Annotated in this window: 24 protein-coding genes; 9 read left to right on the top strand and 15 right to left on the bottom strand. The window is 76.0% G+C overall.

What is annotated here, in order from left to right; all coding sequences use genetic code 11:
* The 3 genes from ACW0Q9_RS15885 to ACW0Q9_RS15895 all read right to left on the bottom strand — a co-directional run.
* A partial coding sequence (locus tag ACW0Q9_RS15885; RefSeq protein ID WP_456182007.1) for a sulfatase-like hydrolase/transferase occupies positions 1-1,640 on the bottom strand: 1,640 nt, incomplete at its 3' end.
* The gene (locus tag ACW0Q9_RS15890) at positions 1,633-3,048 is read right to left on the bottom strand and encodes a class I SAM-dependent methyltransferase (RefSeq protein ID WP_456182008.1); all 1,416 of its coding nucleotides are present in this window, start codon (positions 3,046-3,048) and stop codon (positions 1,633-1,635) included. The genes ACW0Q9_RS15885 and ACW0Q9_RS15890, both read right to left, overlap by 8 nt.
* A gap of 5 nt (positions 3,049-3,053) precedes the next feature.
* The gene (locus ACW0Q9_RS15895; protein WP_167364301.1) at positions 3,054-3,203 is read right to left on the bottom strand and encodes a hypothetical protein; all 150 of its coding nucleotides are present in this window, start codon (positions 3,201-3,203) and stop codon (positions 3,054-3,056) included.
* 181 nt (positions 3,204-3,384) lie between these two features.
* Between ACW0Q9_RS15895 and ACW0Q9_RS15900 the strand changes: the two genes are divergently transcribed.
* Positions 3,385-3,783, top strand: a complete 399-nt coding sequence (locus tag ACW0Q9_RS15900; protein ID WP_456182011.1) for a VOC family protein — start codon at positions 3,385-3,387, stop codon at positions 3,781-3,783.
* A gap of 135 nt (positions 3,784-3,918) precedes the next feature.
* On the opposite strand, the gene ACW0Q9_RS15905 is transcribed toward ACW0Q9_RS15900, so the two are convergent.
* The 5 genes from ACW0Q9_RS15905 to ACW0Q9_RS15925 form a co-directional block, all read right to left on the bottom strand.
* Complete coding sequence (locus ACW0Q9_RS15905) at positions 3,919-4,629, bottom strand: helix-turn-helix domain-containing protein (protein ID WP_456182013.1); 711 nt, start codon at positions 4,627-4,629, stop codon at positions 3,919-3,921.
* Between the two features lie 98 nt (positions 4,630-4,727).
* A complete protein-coding gene (locus ACW0Q9_RS15910) occupies positions 4,728-5,954 on the bottom strand; it encodes a glycosyltransferase (RefSeq protein ID WP_456182015.1) in 1,227 nt (408 codons plus the stop codon).
* Positions 5,955-5,957: 3 nt separating this feature from the next.
* On the bottom strand, positions 5,958-8,222 hold the full coding sequence (locus ACW0Q9_RS15915) for an ArnT family glycosyltransferase (RefSeq protein WP_456182017.1): 2,265 nt from the start codon (positions 8,220-8,222) through the stop codon (positions 5,958-5,960).
* A 45-nt stretch (positions 8,223-8,267) separates the two neighbouring features.
* Complete coding sequence (locus tag ACW0Q9_RS15920) at positions 8,268-9,773, bottom strand: sensor histidine kinase (protein WP_456182019.1); 1,506 nt, start codon at positions 9,771-9,773, stop codon at positions 8,268-8,270.
* Entirely contained in the window at positions 9,751-10,491 is a 741-nt protein-coding gene (locus ACW0Q9_RS15925) for a response regulator transcription factor (RefSeq protein WP_456182050.1), read from the bottom strand. The genes ACW0Q9_RS15920 and ACW0Q9_RS15925 overlap by 23 nt, the downstream gene beginning before the upstream one ends.
* A 165-nt stretch (positions 10,492-10,656) precedes the next feature.
* On the opposite strand from ACW0Q9_RS15925, the gene ACW0Q9_RS15930 reads away from it, so the two are divergent.
* The 3 genes from ACW0Q9_RS15930 to ACW0Q9_RS15940 are packed head-to-tail and all read left to right on the top strand — an operon-like array spanning position 10,657 to position 13,234.
* Positions 10,657-11,478 carry an FAD:protein FMN transferase gene (locus tag ACW0Q9_RS15930; RefSeq protein WP_456182021.1) on the top strand — a complete coding sequence of 274 codons (822 nt, stop codon included), beginning with the start codon at positions 10,657-10,659 and terminating at the stop codon, positions 11,476-11,478.
* Positions 11,479-11,487: 9 nt separating this feature from the next.
* On the top strand, positions 11,488-12,381 hold the full coding sequence (locus ACW0Q9_RS15935) for an SDR family oxidoreductase (protein WP_456182023.1): 894 nt from the start codon (positions 11,488-11,490) through the stop codon (positions 12,379-12,381).
* 58 nt (positions 12,382-12,439) lie between these two features.
* Positions 12,440-13,234, top strand: a complete 795-nt coding sequence (locus ACW0Q9_RS15940; RefSeq protein ID WP_456182025.1) for an alpha/beta fold hydrolase — start codon at positions 12,440-12,442, stop codon at positions 13,232-13,234.
* A 6-nt stretch (positions 13,235-13,240) separates the two neighbouring features.
* On the opposite strand, the gene ACW0Q9_RS15945 is transcribed toward ACW0Q9_RS15940, so the two are convergent.
* The gene (locus tag ACW0Q9_RS15945; protein WP_456182027.1) at positions 13,241-13,459 is read right to left on the bottom strand and encodes a hypothetical protein; all 219 of its coding nucleotides are present in this window, start codon (positions 13,457-13,459) and stop codon (positions 13,241-13,243) included.
* Positions 13,460-13,610: 151 nt separating this feature from the next.
* On the opposite strand from ACW0Q9_RS15945, the gene ACW0Q9_RS15950 reads away from it, so the two are divergent.
* Together ACW0Q9_RS15950 and ACW0Q9_RS15955 are read left to right on the top strand one after the other, a co-directional pair.
* Positions 13,611-14,561, top strand: coding sequence for a serine/threonine-protein kinase (locus tag ACW0Q9_RS15950; RefSeq protein WP_456182029.1), 951 nt, complete (start codon positions 13,611-13,613; stop codon positions 14,559-14,561).
* 75 nt (positions 14,562-14,636) lie between these two features.
* Positions 14,637-15,065, top strand: coding sequence for an OsmC family protein (locus tag ACW0Q9_RS15955; protein ID WP_091266193.1), 429 nt, complete (start codon positions 14,637-14,639; stop codon positions 15,063-15,065).
* A 5-nt stretch (positions 15,066-15,070) separates the two neighbouring features.
* Here the strand turns inward: ACW0Q9_RS15955 and ACW0Q9_RS15960 are convergent, their stop codons facing one another.
* Entirely contained in the window at positions 15,071-16,021 is a 951-nt protein-coding gene (locus ACW0Q9_RS15960; RefSeq protein ID WP_456182032.1) for an endonuclease/exonuclease/phosphatase family protein, read from the bottom strand.
* 330 nt (positions 16,022-16,351) lie between these two features.
* Between ACW0Q9_RS15960 and ACW0Q9_RS15965 the strand changes: the two genes are divergently transcribed.
* Positions 16,352-17,191 (top strand): hypothetical protein, encoded by an 840-nt coding sequence (locus ACW0Q9_RS15965; RefSeq protein ID WP_456182034.1) that lies wholly within the window; start codon positions 16,352-16,354, stop codon positions 17,189-17,191.
* A gap of 8 nt (positions 17,192-17,199) precedes the next feature.
* Here ACW0Q9_RS15965 and ACW0Q9_RS15970 read toward each other — a convergent pair whose 3' ends face one another.
* The 5 genes from ACW0Q9_RS15970 to ACW0Q9_RS15990 all read right to left on the bottom strand — a co-directional run bounded on the left by ACW0Q9_RS15970 (position 17,200) and on the right by ACW0Q9_RS15990 (position 21,561).
* Entirely contained in the window at positions 17,200-17,688 is a 489-nt protein-coding gene (locus ACW0Q9_RS15970) for an ATPase (RefSeq protein ID WP_456182036.1), read from the bottom strand.
* Positions 17,689-17,808: 120 nt separating this feature from the next.
* Positions 17,809-18,255 (bottom strand): response regulator, encoded by a 447-nt coding sequence (locus ACW0Q9_RS15975; RefSeq protein ID WP_456182038.1) that lies wholly within the window; start codon positions 18,253-18,255, stop codon positions 17,809-17,811.
* 73 nt (positions 18,256-18,328) lie between these two features.
* Positions 18,329-18,676, bottom strand: coding sequence for an STAS domain-containing protein (locus ACW0Q9_RS15980; protein WP_456182040.1), 348 nt, complete (start codon positions 18,674-18,676; stop codon positions 18,329-18,331).
* A gap of 87 nt (positions 18,677-18,763) precedes the next feature.
* Positions 18,764-19,813, bottom strand: coding sequence for a cobalamin B12-binding domain-containing protein (locus tag ACW0Q9_RS15985; RefSeq protein WP_456182042.1), 1,050 nt, complete (start codon positions 19,811-19,813; stop codon positions 18,764-18,766).
* On the bottom strand, positions 19,810-21,561 hold the full coding sequence (locus ACW0Q9_RS15990) for a PP2C family protein-serine/threonine phosphatase (protein ID WP_456182044.1): 1,752 nt from the start codon (positions 21,559-21,561) through the stop codon (positions 19,810-19,812). The genes ACW0Q9_RS15985 and ACW0Q9_RS15990 overlap by 4 nt, the downstream gene beginning before the upstream one ends.
* A gap of 224 nt (positions 21,562-21,785) precedes the next feature.
* On the opposite strand from ACW0Q9_RS15990, the gene ACW0Q9_RS15995 reads away from it, so the two are divergent.
* Together ACW0Q9_RS15995 and ACW0Q9_RS16000 are read left to right on the top strand one after the other, a co-directional pair.
* Positions 21,786-22,181 (top strand): STAS domain-containing protein, encoded by a 396-nt coding sequence (locus ACW0Q9_RS15995; RefSeq protein ID WP_456182046.1) that lies wholly within the window; start codon positions 21,786-21,788, stop codon positions 22,179-22,181.
* Between the two features lie 46 nt (positions 22,182-22,227).
* Positions 22,228-22,575, top strand: coding sequence for an STAS domain-containing protein (locus tag ACW0Q9_RS16000; RefSeq protein ID WP_456182048.1), 348 nt, complete (start codon positions 22,228-22,230; stop codon positions 22,573-22,575).
* Positions 22,576-22,651 lie beyond the last annotated feature (76 nt).

Genomic DNA, 22,651 nt, shown 5'->3' on the forward strand with positions numbered 1-22,651 from the left:
AAGTGCTTGTCGGCCGGATCGCGCGGGGACTGCCTCGTCGAGCGGCCGTCCATCCGCCAGGGAACCCGCATGTGCGTCTCGTCGGCGATCGTCGGCAGCAGGTCCACATGCTCCCAGTTCCGGTCGTCGACCCGGCCGGCCCGCTGGCCGGGTTCCTTGACGAACATCGGCACCCAGGCCACCTGGTCGGCCGCGTGCGTGATCGCGTCCAGCCCCCGGCCCTGCCAGTCCTTGCGGAAGCTCACCCCGTGGTCAGCGGTGACCAGGACCAGCGCCTTGTCGTAGAGGCCGGTGGCCCGCAGGGTACGCAGCGTCTCGCCGATCAGCCGGTCGGTGTAGCCGAGCTGGGCGAGGTGCCGGGCCCGCGCCACGTCCACCCACCCGGCCCCGTCGTTGGGCAGGTCCTCCGGGGCGGCGTAGTGCGCCCCGGACGGCAGGTACGCCCACGGCGAGTGCGGCATGAGCAGGTGCAGGAAGTGCAGGGTGGGCCGGGCGGCGGGGCGCAGCCCGGCGAGGAAGGCGGTGAACCGGGCCGGCTGGTTGTCGTCGAGGGTGTCCCACCGGAACTTCGGGTCGTCCGGCACCGGCTCGGCCGCGTCCAGCCCCGCCTCGGCCCGGGTCTGCTCCCGGTAGGAGTCCTCCGGGTCGATCCGGCTGTCCACCGGGGCGGCGATCTGGCGCAGCAGCTTGCCGCTCTCCCGGACCAGGACGCCGAGCCCCTGCTCCGGGCTGACCGGCTGCTCGCACCGGCTGGGCGGGCAGAGCCGGGTGATGCTCTCCTCGGCCCTGATCTCGTAGAGGCCGCCGAGGGCGGTGAACAGGTTGTCCGGGTACTGCGAGTAGTGCGGTGCGAACGGCTGGGCCGGGTAGCGCCCGGTGAGCATGGCGGGCAGCGCGTAGGGGGTCCAGCCGCTGACCCCGGTGGCGTTGCGGTACCAGGTCGAGCCGGCGGCCAGCTCGGCGAAGTGCGGATACCGGCCGGCGTCGATCCTGCCGTCCGGGCCGAGCAGCGAGACCAGCGGCAGCTCGTCCAGGACGATCATGACCACCGGCGGGTGGGCGCCCGCGCCGGCCACACCTGCCGCGCCGCCGTGCCCCCGGGGCAGCACCACGGCCGAGGCCGGCGAGGCGAAGACGAACAGGCCGACGAAGACCAGCGGGCCGACCGCGGCCACCCGCAGCACCCGGCCCGGTGCCCGCCACCGCCGGTGGGCGGCCGCCGCGGCGGCACCCGCCACCCCCGCCACGAGCAGCAGGGGTACGCCCCGCAGCGGCGTGACGTGCCGGCCGACCTGCACCGCGAGCGCGGCCAGCAGCAGGCCCACGACCAGCGTGTGCACGGCCGCCCGGGCGAGCCGCCCGAGGACCAGGCCGACCGCGCCGAACAGGGCGAACGGCACGGTCGGCGCGATCGCGATCAGGGCCACCAGGAGCAGCACGTCGGCCCGCGAGGCGCGGTGGAACAGGAAGAAGTCGGGGCTGCGGCCGAGCACGTCCAACAGCGGTTGGGTGACGACCAGGCCGACCAGCGCGACCACCTCCAGCAACCGGCCCGCCTCGGCGCGCCAGCCGCCCCCGTCCCGGGGCCGGGCAGGGCTCGCCGGCGGCGCCTGCGGAGGCGCGAGCGTGCCCTCAGCCACCCACCACCACCTGGTAGAGCGTGCGGGTGCCGGACGGCAGTCCGGTGCGGGCGACCACCCGACCGCGCGCCGCGAGCAGCGACTCGAACGCCTCCCGGCGGTAGTCCGGGAAGAGCCCGTCCGGCTTGTTGGCCAGCAGCCGGCGGGCCATCGGGTCGTCCGGGTGGACGAACTCGACCACCAGGCTGCCGCCGGTCACGGTCAGCGCGGTCAACTGGTCCAGCACCTCGGGCAGCGGCACGTTCCGGCCGATCGCCAGGTGGTGGACCACGGCCAGGGCGAGCACCACGTCGGCCCGGGCCCGGTCGGCGAAGGCGGCCCGCTCGACGCCCCGCCAGCCGCCGCCCGGCGACGGGTCGGCCAGGTCCATCACCAGCGGCAGGATCCGCCCCTCCCCCTCGTCGCGCAGCGCGCGGTAGAGGGCGTCGACCACTGACGGGTCCTGCTCGACGGCGACCACGTGGTCGGCGTGCCGGGCGGCGATCCGGGCATAGCGGCCGTCGTTGGCGCCCAGGTCGAGCACCCGGCCCGGCCCGGTGGCGGCCACCGCCCGGTCGACGAACCACTCCTTGGCCTGTCGGTCCGGCACCGAGTAGGCGCAGGTGCGCTGGTAGTCCGACCAGTGGCTCTCCCCCGGGCGGTGGTCCAGCCGGCGGACCAGCTTCGCCAGCCCGCGGACGGTGGCCAGGGCCAGCTCGCGCGAGTAGCCGGCGGCCCGGAGCTGGGCCCGCACGGTGCTGGTGCTGGCCTCGGCGTTGCGGTCCTGCATCGCGCCGTGCAGGTGGACGTGGGTCGGCACCCCGGCCCGCCAGCGCCGCGCCCCGCCGAAGAGCCGGCGCATCTGGTCCGGCTCGATGCCGTCGATCCGGGCCCGCAGGAAGGGCTGGAAGTCCAGCCCGAGGTGGGCCTGGACCAGCAGCGGATAGAGCAGGGTCTGACAGAACTGCCGGTAACCGGCCCAGGGCTCGCCGTCGCGGGCCGCCTCAAATGAGCCGACGTCGATGAAGACCGGCCGGGCGCCCCGCCACTGCACGTTGTAGGCGGAGCCGTCCTTGGTGGTGAAGCCCGCGGCCAGCGCGGCGCGCAGCACCTCCAGGTGCAACAGGGCGGCGTCCCGGAGCATCCCGTACGACCACTCGTAGGGGTGCGAGACGAACGGGATCCGCTCGTGGCGCAGCACCGCGGCCCAGGGCACGTCGACCGGGGCGGGGAACAGCTCCTGGGTGCCGCAGACCTGACCGGTGGCGAGCAGGTCGCGGAAGAAGTCGCTGGCGGCCAGGGCCCGCCAGTCGCGCGCGGACCGCTCGTCCAGCCCGCGCAGCACCTCGCCGCCGCGGTGGAAGACCCGGTTGCCGGGGTCACGGAAGGAGCCGGGCTCGGCGCGCAGGCCGGTGTCGGGAAGCGCCACGCCGGTCAGCCCTGGTCGGTGGGCTGCCGGCGGAACCGGGCCACCAGCCGTCGCCAGTAGAGCTTGGCGGCCACCGCCACGCCGGCCACCCCGCCGACCACCGCCTGCACGATCAGGCTGCCGGATCCCGCGTCCAGGTAGGCCAGGTGCGTCACGGCCAGCTCCCTTCCCTCGCCAGTCATCGGAGTCCGGCCCGATATGAGCGCTTTACCGCTCTAAGCCGGACTTGTCCCACACCGTACAACTCGGTTTCCGGCCGTGCGGGCCACACCGGCCACACGTCCCCCGTCCGATCCGTTCAAGACGATCCGGCTCACCGGCCCCTACCGTGGCGGCATGACACCGCAGTTCGATCTCATCGGGATGGCCGTCACCGACATGGGACGCACCCTGGACTTCTACCGCCGGCTCGGCCTGCCGGTCCCGCCCGGCGCGGAACGCGAGCCGCACGTGGAGATCACCCTCGACAACGGCGTCCGGCTGGCCTGGGACACGGTCGAGACGATCCGCAGCTTCGACCCCGACTTCACGCCGACGACCGGCGACCCGCGCGCGAACCTGGCCTTCCGCTGCGCCGACCCGGCCGAGGTGGACCGCTGGTACGGCGAACTCACCGCCGCCGGGTACCACGGCCACCGGCCGCCGTGGGACGCCTTCTGGGGCCAGCGGTACGCCGTCCTGCACGACCCGGACGGCAACGGCGTGGACCTGTTCGCCCCGCTCAAGTCCGACTGACGAGTCGTTCCCGACGTCAGCTCGAACGGCACCGGCGAGCAGCCCGGCCGGGAGCACCGCTGGGTCCCCGTGCCCTCGTCGTCGGCCTGTCCGCACGCTGCGCGGGCGACGGGCGTGCGGCCCGGGTGGCGGGCGTCAGACGCCGGCGGGCGGCAGCAGGCGGGTCGGTGGAACGCCGGCCAGCTCCTTCACCTCGCGCGTGAGGTGGGCCTGGTCGGCGTACCCGGCGAGGGCGGCGACCTCGGCGAGCGGCGCGCCGGCGTGGGCCAGGTCGAGCGCGCGGCGCATCCGGAGGATCCGGGCGAGGGTCTTCGGGCCGTACCCGAAGAGGAGCTGGCTGCGCCGGTGCAGGGCCCGCGCGCCCAGGCCGACCTCGGCGGCGGTCGCGGCGACGGTCGCGCCGGCCGCGAGCCGGGCGACGACCCGCGCCCCGATCGGGTCCGGGCCACCGACCGCCCGCAGCCGGCGCAGCGCGACCTCCTCCAGCACGGTGGCGACGGGCCGTCTGCGCGCGTCGGCCGCGGCGATGCGGTCGGCCAGCTCGGCGGCGGTCCGTCCCCACAGGTCGGCGAGGGGCACCCGCAGGTCCCGCAGCTCGTCGGCGGGCACCCCGAACACGGCCGGCCCGGTGCCCGGCGGCAGCCGCAGACCGACCCACCGCTCCCCCGGCACGCTCAGCGAGAGGTGCGCGGTCCGGTCGGGCCCGGCGACCAGCAGGCCGGCCCGGCTGGACCAGAGCAGGTCCAGGCACCCGTCCGGCAGCACCCGCACGGGCGCCTCGCCGCGCGAGACGCTCGCCCACCGCACGGCGCCCGGAATCCCCGACGCCGGCTCCTCCCGGTACATCCCCCCACCCTGCCACGGCGCGGCCCGGCTCCCGCTCCGGATCTTGGCGGGTTTGCGTTCCCCACGGACGGAAACTCGCCAAGACCTCCGGCGGGCGGTCAGGGGCGGTGGTGCATGGCGAGGCGGAGCAGGGTGAAGCGGAGGGCGGTCGCCGCGAGGTTGGCGGCGACCAGGACGGTCAGCTCCAGGGCGCGGGGCGGGGTGCCGGCGGTGGCGTGCAGGACCGCCAGGGATCCGCTGGTCAGGGCCAGGCCGAGGGCGAAGGCGAACAGGCCCTGGAGGTGGTGCCGGCCGGCGTGCCGGCGGCCGGTGACGCCGAAGGTGAGCCGCCGGTTGGCGGCCGTGTTGGCCACGGCGGTGACCAGCAGGGCCAGCAGGTTCGCCGGTTGCGCCCCGAGCGGGCCACGGGCCAGCAGGAACAGCACCAGGTACGCGAGCGTGCTGGCCACCCCGACCCCGGCGAACCGGGCGAGCTGTCGCGGCAGCCCGGCCGGCACCTGGGCCGGTGGGCCGGGCAGCGGCGCCCGGCCGAGCTGCGCCCGAAGGTCGGCCAGGGGCAGCGCCCCGGTGACCAGCGCCCGTCCCAACCGCCCGATGCCACGCAGGTCGGCCAGGGCGGTCGCCACGATGTCCACCCGACTGTCCGGGTCGTCGACCCAGTCCACCGGCACCTCGTGGATCCGCAGGCCGGCCCGCTGGGCCAGGACCAGCAGCTCGGTGTCGAAGAACCAGCCGGTGTCCTGCACCAGCGGCAGCAGCCCGGCCGCCACGTCGGCGCGGATCGCCTTGAACCCGCACTGCGCGTCCGAGAAACGCGCCGCGAGGGTGCCGCGCAGCAGCAGGTTGTAGCCGCGCGAGATCACCTCTCGCTTGGCGCCCCGGACCACCCGGCTGGTCCGCGCCAGCCGGGTGCCGATGGCCAGGTCCGAGTGGCCCGAGATGAGCGGGGCGACCAGCGGCAGCAGCGCCGCCAGGTCGGTGGAGAGGTCCACGTCCATGTACGCCAGCACCGGCGCCGGGGAGGCCGACCAGGCGGCCCGCAGCGCCCGGCCCCGCCCCTTGGCGTCCAGGTGCAGCACCCCCACCTCGGGCAGCTCGGCGGCGAGCGCCTCCGCCACCGCGAGCGTGCCGTCCACGCTGGCGTTGTCCGCCACGGTTATCCGGAACGGGTACGGGAAGTGGGCGGTGAGGTGCGCGTGCAGCCGCCGGACGCAGGGGCCGAGGTCGACCTCCTCGTTGTGGACGGGCACCACCACGTCCAGCACCGCCGTGGACGTCGTGGACATGGCCTGCACCGCGGCCCGGGGTTCGCTCGTGAAGGTCATCGCTCAGCCCTGCTCTCCGCTGCTCAGGTCGTACACGGTCACGCCGTCGACGGTCCGCGCCGTGAAGGTGTCGGCCACCCAGGCGGCGATCTCGGCGGAGGCGTTGCTGCCCCCGTTCGCCCGGAACCCGCCGCCGCCGATGAAGTAGTGGATCCTCCCGTCGGCGACGTACCGCTGGAACTGGGCGAGGGTCGGGGACGGGTCGCTGCCGTTGAAGCCGCCGATCGGCATCACCGGCTTCCGGGTGGCGAGCTGGTAGCCGGAGGCGTTGTTCGAGCCGACCGTCGCGGCGACCCAGGTGTAGTCGTCCGCGTCGGCCGCCAGCAGCGCCTTCAGCTCGGCGCTCGGCTCGCGGGCGTCGAGCAGCCCGCCCATGCCGCCGCCCGCCGACCGGCGGTCGCCGGGAACCGGCCCGGCACCACCGTTCTGCCCGGTGGTCCCGTTCTGGCCGGTGCCGTTCAGGCCGCCGGGGAGGCCGGTGCCGCCGTTCGGCGCGGGGCCGGCGTTCTGGCCGTCCGGGAAGCCGGGGACCTGGCCGCCCGGGAACTGCGTGCCGCCCGGCATCCGGCCGCCGCCCGGGAACCCACCGCGGCCGCCGGGGCCGAAGCCGCCCTGCGCGAGCGGGCCGGCGCTGGGGATCGAGCCGGTGTGCGCGGTCGCCGCCGTCTGGAGCGAGTAGGCCACCGGGCCGGCGAGCGCGGCCGCCGCGCCGAGCGCCAGCAGCCCCGGGCCCATCCACCGGGGCAGCCGCTCGGCGAGGACCAGTAGCGCGGCGGCGGCCAGGCCGACCACCAGCACGGCCGTGCGCAGCCACGGGTACCAGTCGGCGCTGCGGCCGAGCAGGTGCCACGACCACCAGGCGGTCACCGCCAGCGCGCCGGCCAGGAGCACGGTCGCGGCGAACCCGCGCCGCCGGCCCCGAGCGAACGGCCCACCCGCCGGGGCGCTCGACGCGCCACCGGCAGCGGGAGCGGTCACCTGCGACGACTGCGCGACCGGCGGAGCCGGTACGGCGGTGCGGGCCCGCCAGAGCAGGGTCGCCCCGATGCCGACCAGCGCGCCGACCGCCGGGGCCAGGGCCACCGTGTAGTACGCGTGGAAGATCCCGGACATGAAGCTGAAGATCAGCCCGGTGACCAGCAGCCAGCCACCCCAGAGCAGCAGCCCGGCGCGGGTCCGGTCGGTACGTGCCGCCCGCCCGGCCAGCCACAGCCCGGCGACCAGGAGGATCAGCGCGGCCGGCAGCAGCCACGAGATCTGACCGCCGACCTCGGTGTCGAACATCCGCAGCAGGCCGGACTGTCCGGAGAACGGGCCCCCGCCCCCGCCGCCCATCCGGCCGGCGCCGCCGACGCTGCCCTCCTCGTCGCCGGTGATCCGACCCAGGCCGTTGTAGCCGAGGGTCAGCTCCAGGATGCTGTTGTGCTGCGAGCCGCCGATGTACGGGCGGGCGCTCGCGGGGACCAGCTCCACGATCGCCACCCACCAGCCGGCGGCGACCACCACGGCCAGCCCGGCCAGCAGCAGCTGGCGGATCCGTCGCCAGAATCCGGTCGGCGCGGCCAGCAGGTAGACCCCGGCGAAGACCGGGATCACCAGGAACGCCTGGAGCATCTTGGTGAGGAAGCCGAGGCCGACCAGCGCGCCGGTCAGCGTGATCCACCGGGTGCTCGCCGTCTCGACCGCGCGCACGGTCGCGTACGCGGCGGTGACCAGCAGGAACACCAGCAGGGCGTCGGGGTTGTTGAACCGGAACATCAGCGTGGCCACCGGGGTGACCGCGAGCACCGCGCCGGCGAGCAGGCCGGCGACGGGGCCGTACCAGCGGCGCACGGCCGCGTACAGGACGCCGACCGAGGCCACGCCGAGCAGCGCCTGCGGCACCAGGATCGACCAGCTGCTCAGCCCGAAGAGGCGGACCGAGAGGGCCATCAGCCACAGCGAGGCCGGGGTCTTGTCGACCGTGATCGAGTTGGCCGCGTCCGAGGAGCCGTAGAAGAACGCCTTCCAGCTCTCCGAGCCGGCCTGCACGGCCGCCGAGTAGAACGCGTTGCCCCAGCCCGAGGCGCCCAGGCCCCACAGGTAGAGCAGCCCGGTGGCCAGCAGCAGGCCGAGCAGGGCCGGTCGGGTCCAGCGCGGGTCGCGGCGGGGCGGCCCGGCCGGCGGCTGCGCCGGGATCCGGACCGGTTCCGGGGCGGGCGCGGGGGCCGGGTCGGTCGCGGGCGACCCGGCCGTGGGCGCGGTCAGCAGGCTCTCTGTTCTGTCCATGCCGGCAAGCCTGGGGCGGCCCGCTGGCCCGCCCCCGTGCGCGGCCTATGCGTCGGCTGTGGGTTCCGGCAGCCGCACCGTGAAGACGGTCCGGCCGGGACGGCTCGCCACCTCGACCGCGCCGTGGTGGGCCTCCACCACGGCGGCCACGATGGCCAGGCCGAGGCCCGTGCTGCCGTGCGCCCGGGAGCGGGAACTGTCACCGCGGGCGAACCGCTCGAAGACCTCCGGCTGCAGCTCCTCGGGGATGCCGGGGCCGTCGTCGGTGACGCTCAGCTCCACGCCGCCGGCCACCGGCGCGAGCCGGGTGGTCACCGTGGTGCCGGGCGGGGTGTGCACCCGGGCGTTGGCGAGCAGGTTCGCCAGCACCTGGTGCAGCCGGTGGGCGTCGCCGGTGACGCCCACCGGCTCGTCGGGCAGGTCGAGCTGCCAGCGGTGCTCGGGGCCGGCCACGTGCGCGTCGCTGACCGCGTTGACCACCATGGCGGTGAGGTCGACCGGCTCGGCCGCGAGCGGCCGGCCGGAGTCGATCCGGGCGAGCAGCAGCAGGTCGTCGACGAGGCTGGTCATCCGGGTGCTCTCCGACTCGACCCGGCGCAGCGCGTGCGCCACGTCCGGGGGCACCTCGTCCCGGCCGCGCCGGGCCACCTCGGCGTAGCCGCGGATGGCGGCGAGGGGGGTACGCAGCTCGTGGCTGGCGTCGGCGACGAACTGGCGTACCCGTGTCTCGCTGGCCTGCCGGGCGGCGAGCGCGGCGGCGACGTGGCCGAGCATCCGGTTGAGCGCGCCGCCCACCTGCCCGACCTCGGTACGCGGATCGGTGTCCGCCTCCGGCACCCGCACCGACAGGGCCACCTCGCCCCGGTCCAGCGGCAGCTCGGTGACCCGGGCGGCGGTGGCGGCGACCCGGTTCAGCGGGCGCAGCGCGGCCCGGACGATCAGCGCGCCGAGGCCGCCGGCGACGATCAGCCCGGCGGCGACCAGCCCGGCCTGGGCGACCAGCACCCACATGACCGTGTCCTGGACCCCGGCGAGCGGAATGGCGACGGCCGCCACCTCGCCGTTCGGCGACCGATGGGCCACCGCGCGATAGTCACCCCGTCCGCCGACCTCGACGGTGCGGGGCTGCCCGTCGAGCGGTAGCGCGGCGAGGGCGGCGATGTCGGCGGCCGGAACGGTCTCGGCCTCCCCGGACTCGGCCCGGGTTGTGGCGGTGGTGGCTCCGCAGGCGGTCCGCAGGGCGATCGAGCCGGGCGGGAAGCCGCGCGGCGGCTCCAGTGTCGACAGGTCGCACGGGTCCGTCCGACGCGGGTCACCGGGCGGACGTGACCACGGCGGCCCGTCTCCGCCGCGCCGGTCGGCAATGGTGAGCTGGTTGTCCACCTGGCCGACCAGGAAGTGCCGCAGGGCGATCGTGGTCAGCCCGCCGGTGCCGATGCTGACCAGGGCGAGCAGCGCCACCACGGAGAGCACCAGGCGGCGGCGCAGCGACCAGCCGGCCAGTCGCCGCCGCAGCCGCCCGCCCCGGTCACTCCGCGGGCTTGAGGACATACCCCGCCCCGCGCAGCGTGTGGATCATGGGCTCCCGGCCCGCGTCGATCTTCTTGCGCAGGTACGAGATGTACAGCTCGACCACGTTGGCCTGGCCGCCGAAGTCGTAGTTCCAGACCCGGTCGAGGATCTGCGCCTTGCTCAGCACCCGGCGCGGGTTGCGCATCAGGTAGCGCAGCAGCTCGAACTCCGTGGCCGTGAGGTTGATCAGGTCGTCGCCGCGGCGTACCTCGTGGCTGTCCTCGTCGAGGCGGAGGTCGCCGACCGTGAGCACGGCCTCCTCGCGGGCGGCGACGGCGAACCCGGAGCGGCGCAGCAGGGCGCGCAGCCGGGCGATCACCTCTTCGAGGCTGAACGGCTTGGTGACGTAGTCGTCGCCGCCGACGGTGAGGCCGGCGATCCGCTCCTCCACCGCGTCGCGGGCGGTCAGGAAGAGCACCGGCACGGTGGGCGCCTGCTCGCGCAGCCGGCGCAGCACCTGGAAGCCGTCCAGGTCCGGGAGCATGACGTCGAGCACCACGGCGTCGGGCTTGACCTGCCGGGCCGCGCTGATCGCCGCCATCCCGTTGCCGGCGGTGGTCACCTCCCAGCCCTCGTAGCGCAGCGCCATCGAGAGCAGGTCGGTGAGCGTCGGCTCGTCGTCCACCACCAGCACCCGCACCGGTTCGCCGTCCGGTCGGCGCAGCTCGATCCGGCCCTGCGCGGCCTGCCCGTTCATGACCATGCCCCCCATCGTGGGCGCACCCGCTGTGCCGGGCCTGTCCCGATCCTGTGTACCAGCTGTGCGGGCCGGCCGCCGGGATCCACGCGGCCCGGCCGGACGCACAGCCGGACCACAGGCGCGGCCCACCTGCGTTCCAGCCGCGCCGGGCACGCTCACCGCATGAGCGTGGACGGGTTCTTCGAGGTCCGCTGGTGGAGTCGTCGCAGGGCGGTCCGGGTGGCGGTGTCCGACCGTACGGCGCTGCCGGCGGCGCGGCGCGCGGTGGCCCGCCGGCTGGCCGGGCTGCGCGCGGTCGACCTGGAACTGTCCCGGGCGCACCGGGCCGCGGGCCGGCCGATGCCGGTCGGCCCGCTGCTGCGGGAACTCGTGGCGGTGTCGCTGGGTGCCGCGGAGGGGACCGGCGGGCTGGTGGACCCGACGGTGGGCGCGGCCCGGCTGCGCCGGTCGGTGACCCCGCTGCCGGCCTGCGGTTCGGCCTGGGGCCGGGTGGACCGGGGCGGGGACTGGCGGTCGGTGTCGCTGCGCGGCGACCTGCTGGCGGTGCCGCCGCCGCTCTGGCTGGACCTGGGCGCGACGGCCGGCGCGTACCTGGTGCAGCGGTGCGCCGAGGAGGTGGCGGCCCGGCACGGGACCGGGGTGCTGGTCGCGGTCGGGTCGCGGGTGGCCGCCGCGGGCCCGGCGCCGGCGGGCGGCTGGCGGGTCGCGCCCGGGCCGGCCACCCTCGACGGCGGCGCGCTGGTCACCGCCGACGTGCTCCGACCCGACGGCGGCGGGGTACGCGATCCCCGCACCGGCGCCGCGCCGGACTCGCCGTGGGTCGCGGTGACGGTGGCCGCGCCCGACGCCGCACGCGCCGCGATGCTGGCGGTGGCCGCGCTGGCCCGTGGCGCCGACGGCCCGGAATGGCTGGCCGGACAGGGCGTCCGGGCCTGGCCGCGGACGCGCCGGACGGCCCTTCCCCAGCCCGCTACCCGGTGGTAACTTGCCGACATGTCCATCGACGGTCGTCCCGCCGGCCGGCTGGCCGGCAAGGTGGTGCTGGTGACCGGGGCGGCCCGGGGCATCGGCGAGCACACCGCCCGGCTCGCCGCCGCCCGGGGTGCGCGGCTGGCCCTGGTCGGGCTGGAGCCCGACCGCCTCGCCGCGCTCGCCGCTGAGCTGGGCCCCGGCCACGTGTGGTTCCCCGCCGACGTCACCGACCAGGCCGCACTGACCGCCGCGGTCGACGGCACGGTCACGGCGCTGGGCGGCATCGACGCGGTGGTGGCGAACGCCGGGGTGGCCAACCGGGGCACCATCGCCGTCGGCGACGTGGAGGCGCTGGTCCGCACGGTCGAGGTGAACCTGATCGGGGTGATGCGGACGGCGGCGGCGACGGTGCCGGCGCTCACCGCCCGCCGGGGCTACCTGCTGATCGTCTCCTCCGCCGCCGCGTTCGCGGCGCTGCCCGGGATGGCCGCCTACTGCGCCTCGAAGGCCGGCGTCGAGCACTTCGGCACGGCGATCCGGCTGGAGCTGGCGCACCGCGGGGTGGCCGTCGGCACGGCACACCCGTCCTGGGTGGACACCGACCTGGTCCGCGAGGCCCGGGCCGACCTGCCGGCGTTCGAGACGGCGCTGGCGAAGCTGCCCTGGCCGATGCGACGGACCACCACCGTGCCGGAGTGCGCCGCCGCGTTCGTCCGGGCGATCGAGCGCCGCAGCCGCCGGGTCTACGTGCCGCGTGCCGTCGGGGCCGTGCAGGCGGTCCGGTCGGTGCTGGTCGGCCCGCTCGCCGACCGGCTGGTCGGGCGGACCGCGAAGGACCTGGTCCCGCTGATCGAGGAGCAGGCCCGGGCGCTGGGCCGGAGCTTCGGGGCCAGCACGCCGGAGGCACACCGGTGAGCGCGAGGAGTGAGCCGGTTCTGCGAGCCCCGCGGTCGCGAACGGAGAAGGCACGGCCGTGAGTGCGGCGGAGGTGGTCTTCGAGCGGCGCGGGGCCGGGGCGCCGCTGGTGCTGCTGCACGGCATCGGTCACCACTGGGCCGCCTGGTCGCCGGTGCTGGACCGGCTCGCCGAGGCGCACGACGTGATCGCCGTCGACCTGCCCGGGTTCGGCCGCTCGCCGGTGCCCGCCGCCGGCCTGCCCGCCGACATGCCCGGGCTGGTGGCCGGGATCGTCGAGCTGTTCGCCGCGCTCGGGCTGGACCGCCCGCACGTGGCGGGCAACAGCCTCGGCGGGGCCATCGCCCTGGAGCTGGCCGCCGCCGGCGCGGTCTCCTCGGCCACCGCCCTCTCCCCCGCCGGCTTCTGCACCCCGCGCGAGCTGCGCTGGGCGCTCACCGTGCTGACCCTGCACCGCAACGCCGCACGGCTGCCCGAGCCGGTGCTGCGGTCGCTGTTCGCCGCGCCGGCGCTGCGTACCCTCGCGCTGGGCATGATCCTGGCCCGGCCCCACCGGATGGCGCTGGCCGAGGCGCTGGCCGACGCCCGGGCACTGCGCGAGGCGCGGGCCTTCCGCGCCGTGGCGCGAGCCGGCCGGGGCTACGCGTTCGCCGGCGCGCCCACCGTGCCGGTGACCGTCGCCTGGGGCACCCGGGACCGGATCCTGCCCCACCGGCAGGCCGCGCTGGCCCGGACCCGGCTGCCGGCGGCCCGGCACCTGGACCTGACCGGCTGCGGGCACGTGCCGATGCACGACGACCCGGAGCTGGTCGCCTCGGTCATCCTCGGCACCACCGGCGCGCGGGCGGCCTGACCGGGCTCACTCCGTGGCGCCGAACGGGTTGGTGCGCACGTACCGCATGGTCCAGCCGCCCCCGCCGTCGTGGTGGTGGTCGCGCTCGTAGAGGTGGTCCGCCTCGCCGCCGGGCGGCCGGTCGGGGTGGCGCACGATCCACCGCCGCGGCGGCGCCCCGTCCGGCTCCGCGGGCAGGTCCCGGACCAGGTCGTCGGCGGGTCCGCCGACGAACCGTACGCGCACCAGAGCCACCGCTCACCCTCCGTATCACCGCCGGCACAGTCCCCCCGTCCGCGAAGCTACCCCGCCGCGGGGTGGGAGCCCCGGCGGTTTGCCCAGCTCGCGGCCCGGGTAGCGGAAACCGGAGGGACCGGACGAGGGCGAGGAGTGGTCGATGAGGACGCTGGGCGGGCGGTACGAGCTCGAACGGCGCGTCGGCATCGGCGGGATGTCCGAGGTGTGGCGGGCGCACGACCTCGTGCTGGACCGGACCGTCGCGGTGAAGCTGATCTCGCCGGGGCTGGACGGCGAGGCCACCTCGGTGGAGCGGATCCGCGGCGAGGCCCGCTCGGCGGCCCGGCTGGTGCACCCGAACGTGGCAAGCGTGCACGACTTCGGCACCGCCGCCCTGCCGGACGGGCGCGCCGTGCCGTACATCGTGATGGAGCTGGCCGAGGGGGAGACACTCGCCGCCCACCTGCGCGCCGGCCCGCTGGACTGGCGGATCGCGGTGCGCGTCTGCGCCGAGGTGAGCGCCGCGCTGGCCGCCGCGCACGCCCACGGCATCGTGCACCGGGACGTGAAGCCGGCGAACGTGATCCTCACCCCGGCCGGGGTCAAGGTGCTCGACTTCGGCATCGCCACCCCGGCCGGCGCACCCGACCACACCCCGGACGGGATCGTGGTCGGCACCCCGGCGTACCTGGCGCCGGAGCAGCTCGACCGGCAGCCGGCCACCCCCGCCGCCGACATGTACGCCCTGGGCGTCCTGCTCTACTACTGCCTGACCGGCCGCCTCCCGTACGCCGCCGACAGCACCACCCAGTTGCTCCGCTCCGACGGCCGGCGCCGGCTGACCGAGCCGCTGCCCGACATCGACGGGTTGCCGGCCGAGGCGGCCGACCTGTGCCGGCGCTGCCTCGCCACCGACCCGACCGACCGGCCGACCAGCCTGATGGCCGCGCTGCTGCTCGCCGAGGTGGTGGACGCCCGGGTCTACGTGCCGATGCTCGCGGCGCCGCCCCGCCAGCGGCGCGCGGCGGTGTCGGCGTGGACCGACCGGGCGGCCAGCGAGGCCACCGAGGCGATCGCCGTCGACGCGCAGCCGACCGGCCGCGCCCGCTGACGCACGGCCTGCTCAGGCGCGGTTTCGCCGGGCTGGGGCCGGGTAGCCGGGCGGGTGAGTGACGGGAGGAACGCGATGCCGGATCCGAGTTCCTGGCTGGCCGAGACGGCCACGGCGACCGCCGCGGGCGGTCACGTACGCACCGACGACGGCGGTCTCTCCTCCGCCCTGGCGTCCCCGTTGGCGCCGCACTGCACCGGTCTGACGCCCGAGCAGCTCCTGGCCGCCGCGTTCGCCTCCTGCCTGCACCATGCCGCCGTGGAGGCGGCCGGCGAGATCACCGACGAGGCGCACACCGTCGAGGTGACCGCGGCCGCGAAGCTGGGCCGTGACGACGACGGCCGGTACCGGGCCGACGTGCACGCCGAGATCTCCTCGGCGGGCCTCACCCGGGACCAGCTGGCCGACCTGGTCGCGCACGCGGACCGGCTCTGGCCGTTCTCCAGCGGCGACAACAGCCGGCACCGGCTCACCGTCACCCCGGCGGAGAACGGCCGGCACTGACGGCTTCACCAGCGGAAGCCGGCGGTCACCGCCCGGTGGTCGCTGTCCGGGGTGTGGACCACCCCGGCCGCGGTGGGGGTGAGTCCCCGGTAGAGGACGTGGTCCGGGCGGGTCACCGGGAGGTCCGCCGGCCAGGTGAAGCCGAAGCCCTGCCCGGCGTCGGCCTGGGCGTCGCGCAGCAGGCGGGTGAGCGGCACGAAGACCCGGTCGGTGGTGGCGGTGTTCAGGTCCCCGAGCACCACCAGCCGCGGCGCGTCGTCGGCCCGGACGGTCGCGGCGAGGGCGGCGAGGGTCTCGTCGCGGGTGGCGGTGTGCCCGGCCCGGGCCGACCCGAGGTGGACCACGTACACCGCCAGGTCGCCCTGCGGGGCGGCCACCACGGCCCGCAGCGCGCGCTCCCACCCGAGGCCGGTGTCCACGCCGTGCGCCTCGCGGATGGGCCAGCGGCTCCACAGGGCGACGGTGGAGACCGCGGCCCGGTGCGGGTAGCGCCCGCCCAGCGCGGCGGCGACCCGGTCACCGTCGTCGACCTCCTGGAGCCCGATCAGGTCCGGGCCGGCGTCCGTGAGGGCGTCGAGCGTGGCGGCCGGGTCGGGGTTGCCGGAGCGCAGGTTCTGGCTGGCCACCCGGAGTGAGGTGGCGCCCGCCCCGGAGGCCGGCGGCAGCCAGGCGCCGCCGTAGAGCGCCGCCCAGACCAGCGCCGGCAGCAGGACCACGAGCAGGGCCGGACGGGACCGGCGCAGCAGCGCCGCGAGCGCGAGCAGGGGTACGCCGAGCCCGAGCAGCGGTGTGGCGCTGTCCACCAGGCTGCCCAGGCCGTGCACGTTGGGCACCGCGCGGTGGCCGACGAGCAGCAGGGCGAGCAGGACGGCGCACAGGCTGACGATCAGCCCCCGCCGGCCCTGGCGGCCGGCGGGTTCTCCGGCGGCCCGCTCATCGACCATCTGCTCCGTCACCGTCCGCATCGTATCGAGCCGCCGGACCTCCGGTGGCGGCGATCCGGGTACGTCCCGTGGCCGGCCGCCTGGCCTCTCCGGCCGACGGCAGGATCCCCAGGTGACGGGCGGCCCCTCGGCCGAACGGAGGAGGCCGGGCGGAACCGCCGAAAAGATGATCATGCAGGCGTTTCGCGCCGGTATTTACGACATGAACGGAAAATGCGAAAGGCGAGGAAGATCGAATTGGTGGTCCACCGAGCGTAATGTGCGGGCGGATCATGGCAAACTGTGGCGCATGCCACCAACCACCCCGATGGCAAGCGCCGGGAAGCTTTCTAGCCTCGGCGGGTGCATCCCGACTCCCCCATCGAGCAGCAGCCGACCGAGAAGCCACCGGTTCGCCGTACGATCGACCCGGCATCAGCCGAACGGAGGATCGGCCGGCACCGGGCCCCGGAGCCGGCGCGGCGCGGACCGGTCCGGTCCACCCCCGCCCGGGTCGCCGTCGCCACCGGCGTGACCTGCTGCCTCGGCCTGATCGGCGTGGTCGGCGCGCGGGAGACCGGGCAGCGGCACGAGCCGGTCCCCGAGGCGCTCGCCGACCGGGCCGCCGCGGCCAGCGAGCAGCGGGCCTCCCGGGACTTCGAGCGCGCCGCCCCGCCGGTCGCCGTGCCGGTCACCCCGATCCCGGTCGCCACGCCCAGCCCCACGCCCACGAAGAAGGCGCCCAGGAAGCCGGTCCGGCCCAAGCACCCCCGGCCCGTCGCCGGGCTCGACCAGCGGCAGATGGACAACGCCAAGGCGATCGTCGACGTGGGCCTGAGCATGAGGATGCCGCGCCGGGCGCTGGTGGTGGCCGTCGCCACCGCCATGCAGGAGAGCAACCTCTACAACCTGGCCAGCGACGTGCTCCCCGAATCGTTCGACTACCCGCACCAGGGCAGCGGCTCCGACCACGACTCGGTCGGACTGTTCCAGCAGCGGCCCAGCAGCGGCTGGGGCACCGTCGCCGAGATCATGCGGCCGGCGTACGCGGCCCGGGCCTTCTTCACCGCGCTGAAGGAGGTGCCCGGCTGGACGGAGCTGAGCCTCACCGCGGCGGCCCAGGCGGTGCAGGTCTCCGCCTTCCCCGATGCCTACGCGAAGCACGAGCAGCGGGCCACCACGGTGGTGGCGGCGCTGACCTGAGCGGCCGGTCAGGCGGCGTTGCGCTCGGCGGCACCACCGGTCGGCACCCCCGCGGCCGCGGTGGGCGTGTCCGGGGGCACCGTGTCGCCGCGCGCCCCGGCCAGGATCTCGTCGACACGGGCCTCGCGCCGGCGGCGGGCCAGCAGCGCCGCCTCGAAGTCCCGGCGGGCCCGGACCGCCTCGGCGTAGGCCTGCTCGCGCACCTGGCGAGCCTCCTCGCGGGCCGCCTCCAGCTCGCCGCGGGCCTGGGTCAGCAGCGCGGCGGCCTCCCGCTCGGCGGCCGTCCCGGTGGCCGCCTCGCCGTCCACCACGGCGGTCCGGCGGCGGAGGAAGTCGCAGAGGTGGCTCGCGTCCTCCCGGATCTGGTCCCACTCGCGGCCGGCGCCGGCGGCGCTCTCCGCGCGGGCGGCGAGCCGGACCAACCGGATTCCCAGCTCGTCCAGGCAGGAGTCCACCTGCCGCTGGTCGTATCCGCTCTGAACCACGGAGAACCTCATGCGTGTCGCCCCCCAGGCAGCTGGTGTCACTTCCCCACCTGACGATCCTGGGCGGCGGACGGCCACGCCCGCGGCGGTTCCCGCAAAATGTTCAGCATCCGGACGCCCGGACGAAGGACCTCAGGCGTGCTTGGGAAGCACGACCACCCGGCCGAAGAACTCGTCGATGCGGCGCACCACGTCGTTGAAGTCGTCCAGGTCGATCGGCTTCGTCACGTACGCGTTGGCCTGGAGGGTGTAGCTGCCGAGGATGTCGGTGTCGGCGTTGGAGGTGGTCAGCACGACGATCGGGATGGTGCGCAGGTCCTCGTCCCGCTTGACCTCGCCCAGCACCTGGCGCCCGTCCATCCGCGGCATGTTCAGGTCCAGCAGGATGACGTCGGGCCGCCGGGCCTCGGTGTGCCGACCCTCGCGGCGGAGGAACTCCATCGCCTCCTGGCCGTCGTTCACCACGTCGATGACCTTCTCGACGTCCGAGTCCTCGAGCGCCTCCTCGATCATCAGGACGTCACCCGGGTCGTCGTCCACCACCAGGATACGAACGGGGCTCGGGGTGCCATGGCCCATGGGAACTACCTGCTTCGTCTCGAAGGTGGAGCGTCGACGGGGAGGCCGACCGCTGGCGGGGAAATCTATCCGATCAGGAGGCGGCCGGCGTGGCCGGGTCGGCCGCCCCCGGCTCGTAGTGCAGCACGTCGGCCAGCCCGGTCACCTGGAGCACCCGGGCCACCCGCCCGGTCGCTCCGGTGACCCGCAACCAGCCGCCCGCGGCGGCGGCGACGTTGTCGCCCCGGACGAACGCGGCGATGCCGGTCGAGTCGCAGAAGGTCAGCTCGGTGAGGTCCAGCAGCAGCTCGCGGTGCCCCTCGGCGGCCAGCCGGTCGATGGCGGCGCTGAGCTCCGGCGCGGTGCTCAGATCGAGCTCACCCGCGAGCCGGAGGCGGGCCGGGCCGCCGTCCCGCCGGGCGTACGCGACGGTGAAGGTCACCGTGGCCCCTCTCGCTCCCACCGCAGGCCGGCCCTTGCAGTGCAGCAAGTATACGCAGGCCTCCCGGCGATGCCCGCACCCCGGCCGTCACCGGCCGGAGGCGGCGGAGAGCCCGCCGACCAGCACCCGGGCCCGGTCGAGAAACCGCGCGGCCCGGGGGAAGTCGCGCAGCCGCTGTCCATAGTGGTCGAGGGTGAGCCCGACCGCGCTCGCCGGGACCCGCCGGCTGACGAGGATCGCCACCAACCACTCGACGAACTCGGTGAAGAGCGTCTCGTCGTCGACGTAGAGGGCGGCGGCGAGGAAGTCGACGATGTAGCCGAGGTCGCTGACGGTCGAGTCGAGCTGCGCCGGGGTGTAGTCGCGTACCCCCGGCACCCGCTCCCGCAGGTCGGCCAGGGCGCTGTCGATCAGCTCACCGCGCCGCTTGGCCAGGCTCGCGTACTCGTCGTCGGCAAGGTGGTCGAGCCGGGCCGGCGGCACCGCGCGCAGCGTTCGCTCGTCGGCGACCAGGTCGGCCGCGGCCGGCGCGTCCGGCGCCCAGGGCACGCCGAGCACCCGGGCCCAGCGGCCGTCGCCGCCGAAGCCGCGCCCGCCCACCACCACCGGCACGTCCGAGCGGCGGCACGCCTCGATCATCCGGTGCGCGTGCGGCAGCCGCATCGGCAGCGCGCAGGCCAGAGCCACCGCGTCGGCGTCGTAGCGGTGCAGGTACGACACCAGGTGCGCGGCGGGCACGCTGGCTCCCAGGAAGGTGATCTGCCAGCCGCGCAGCCGCAGCACCTCGGCCACCAGGCGGGCCGGCAGCGCGTGCCACTCGCCGTCCATGCAGGCCACCACGACCCGGCCGCGGGTCGGACGGGGAGCGGCGTACGCGGCGACGGCGGCCACCACCCGCTCGCTGATGTGGGTGGCGGCGTGCTCCTGGGCCACGCTCCACTCGTCGCGCGCCCACCGCTCCCCCACCTCGGTCTGCGCCGGGGCGACCAGGTCCAGCAGCACCCGCTCGGCCGGCACGCCGGACTCCAGCAGCCCGAGCGCCACCTCGACGGCGGCGTGCTCGTCGGCCTCCGCCAGGCACTCCAGATAGCCGGGGAAGGCGCGGGCCGGGTCGGCCTCCGTGGTCGTCGCGGTCACCCGTCGGTCTCCCTCGGTCGGTCGGCGCCGGTCGGGCCGGGCACCGCGTGCAGGTGGCGGCCGGGGCGGCCGCCCGGACCGGTCGCCCGCAACGCGAGCACGGCGATGTCGTCGTGGTCGCCGTGGCCGAGCCAGTCACAGGTCACCTGCTCGACCCGCTCGGCCAGCGCCGGGGCCGGCATCCGGTGGCAGCCGGTCAACGCGTGGAACAGCCGCTCGGCACCGAACTGCTCGTCGCCCCGCCGGCCGCCCCGCGCCTCGGTCACCCCGTCGCTGTAGAGCAGGCAGGTCTCGCCCGGCGCGAGGTGCACGGTCACCTCGCCGATCCGGGGGTCGGGCACCACGCCGATCAGCATCCCGCTCAGCGGGACCACCTCGACCTCGCCGGAGGCCCGCAGCACCAGCGGCGGGAGGTGGCCGCCGCCGGCCAGGGTCAGGGTGAGGCTGCCGTCGCGGTGCGGGCGCACCACGCCCAGCACCATGGTGGCGAACCGGCCCTGGCCGTGCGCCTGGGTGGTCTCCAGCAGCGCGTCGTTGAGCAGCTTCAGCAGCCGTGCCGGCTGCGACTCGACCCGGTGCAGCGCGTGCAGGCACTGGCGGAGCTGGCCGGTGAACACGGCCGCCTCGACGCCCTTGCCCGAGACGTCGCCGAGGAAGAAGACCGAGCCGCCGTCGACGAGCCGGTGGGAGCCGTAGAAGTCGCCGCCGATCCGCAGCCCGGCCTGCGCCGGCCGGTAGGCGGTGCCCCACTGCACGCCGGTGGCCGGTGCCGGCTCGACGGGCAGCAGGCTCGCCTGGAGGGTGTCCGCGACCTCGGCCTGGTCGCGGTAGAGCACGGCGGTGGTCAGCGCGGCGCCGGCCCGGGCCGCGAAGGCGCGGACCAGGTCGAGGTCCGCCTCGTCGTACCAGCGGCCGGCCCGGCGGGCGACCACCAGCACCCCGGCCGGGGTCTCCCGGCCCGGCAGCGGCACCACCCGCGCGGTGGCGCCCGCCGCGTCGAGACCGGGCAGCCAGCCGGCCGCGACGGCCTGCTCGACCAGCCAGTCCAGGGCGTGCGGCTCGGCACCGCCGAGGCCCTCCTCGATCGCGGCCGGCAGCGCCGTGGTCGCGAGCACGCCGCTGTCCACGGCGGGACCCTCGTCGTCGGCGCGGACCGCGCGCCACCAGCGGACCCGGCCGGAACGCGGGGCCAGCACCAGCACCGCGACGTCGGCCACGGTCGGCACGGCCAGCCGGACCACCGCGGCGGCGGCCCGGTCGGGATGCAGAGGGTTGCCGAGCTTCTCGCCCACCACGGCGAGGAACGCCGAGCGGGCCCGCTCGGCGAGCAGGGCGTCGGCGCGACTGACGCTCTCGGTGACGTCCTCGACGTACCAGCAGCGGCGGCCCGCGGAGAGCGGAACCCGCCGCAGCCGGAGCCGCCGGCCGTGATGGGTGAACTCGCCCGGGTCGTCGGAGAGCAGCGCGGGAACGCCGGCCGCGGCGAGCACCTCGCCGGGCGCCACCTCGGGGACCAGCCGCTCGGCGACCGGGCTGACGTGCCGCACCACCCCGTCGGCGCCGCAGACGATGAGGCCCTCGCGGAAGTGCTCCACCACCTCCGACCAGTCGGGGGTGGCCGGACCGCGGTCGGGGGCCAGGGGCGGCAGGGCCGGCACGGCGGCGGACCACGCCGCAGCCCGTCTGGCACTCGGCGTGGAGATCCGTCCGTCGCCCGGGTCGGCACCCCTGACGTCGGCAGCAGTCACCAGCTGAGCCCCACTCCTTTTTCGCCCCACTCCTTGTCGATACCCGCGGTCGACCGCAAACGGCGCCTGTGGTCAAATCTCTTCGCCCCACCCTACGCCGGTGTGCCGGGATCGCCACTCCACCGCCCGTGCTCCGGCCTGCGGTCGCGCCACCCGGCGGACCGGTTCCGGGGTTGTTACGATCCGGAACGACCCGGCCCGACCGGCAGCCGCGGAAAGGCGTGATGGTGGCATCCCAACGGAGAAGGCCCGAGGCGACGCCGCTGAGCATCTCCGTGGACCGGTCGGACCCCGCGGCCCCGGCCATCAGGGTCGGCGGTGACCTGGCGTTCACCACGGCCGCCCCGCTGCGCGCCGAGGTCGACCGGCTGCTGGCCGGGAAACCCGGGACGCTCGTGCTGGACTTCCGCGACCTGCTCTTCATCGACAGCACCGGCCTGTCGGTGATCGTGCACGCCTGGCGGGAGGGTCAGCAGGTGGGCACCGCGATCCAGCTCCGTGAGCCGCCCCGCTTCCTGTCGACCATCCTCGACATGACCGGGGTCACCGGCCTGCTGGCCCGGCCGCAGCCGGACGGCCGGTCGGAGCGGCCCGTCACGGGCTCGTCGGCCTTTGCCTGAGCACCCCGGGGTTTCCCGCACCGGCCCGAGCTGGGAACATGGCCGTATGCCCGCGCAGCTGTTGACCATCGAGGTGGACCAGCTCGACGGCGGACGGGTCCGGCTCCGGCTGACCGGCGAGCTGGACTTCGACACCGCGCCGGAGCTCGTCGTCGCCGCCGCCGAGCTGCGCCGCGACGGCTACCAGGAGCTGCTGCTCGACTTCGCCGGCGTGGCGCTCTGCGACTCCTCCGGCCTCAGCGCCCTCGTGGTCATCCACCGGGCGGGCGCCGGCGCGGTACGGCTGCACGGCGTGAGCCCGCAGCTGCGTCAGCTGCTGGACCGCACCGGGCTGGCCGAGCTGCTGGCCGTCCCGCCGCCCGCGCAGCCCGGGGAGACCCGCGAGGTCGGCTGACCGCCGCGCCGGAAACGGGGGTGGCCCAGGCGCCGGCCGGGGTCGGGCCGCCCCAGGCGTCGGCGTACCAGGCGTT

Source organism: Micromonospora sp. I033 (assembly GCF_053890995.1).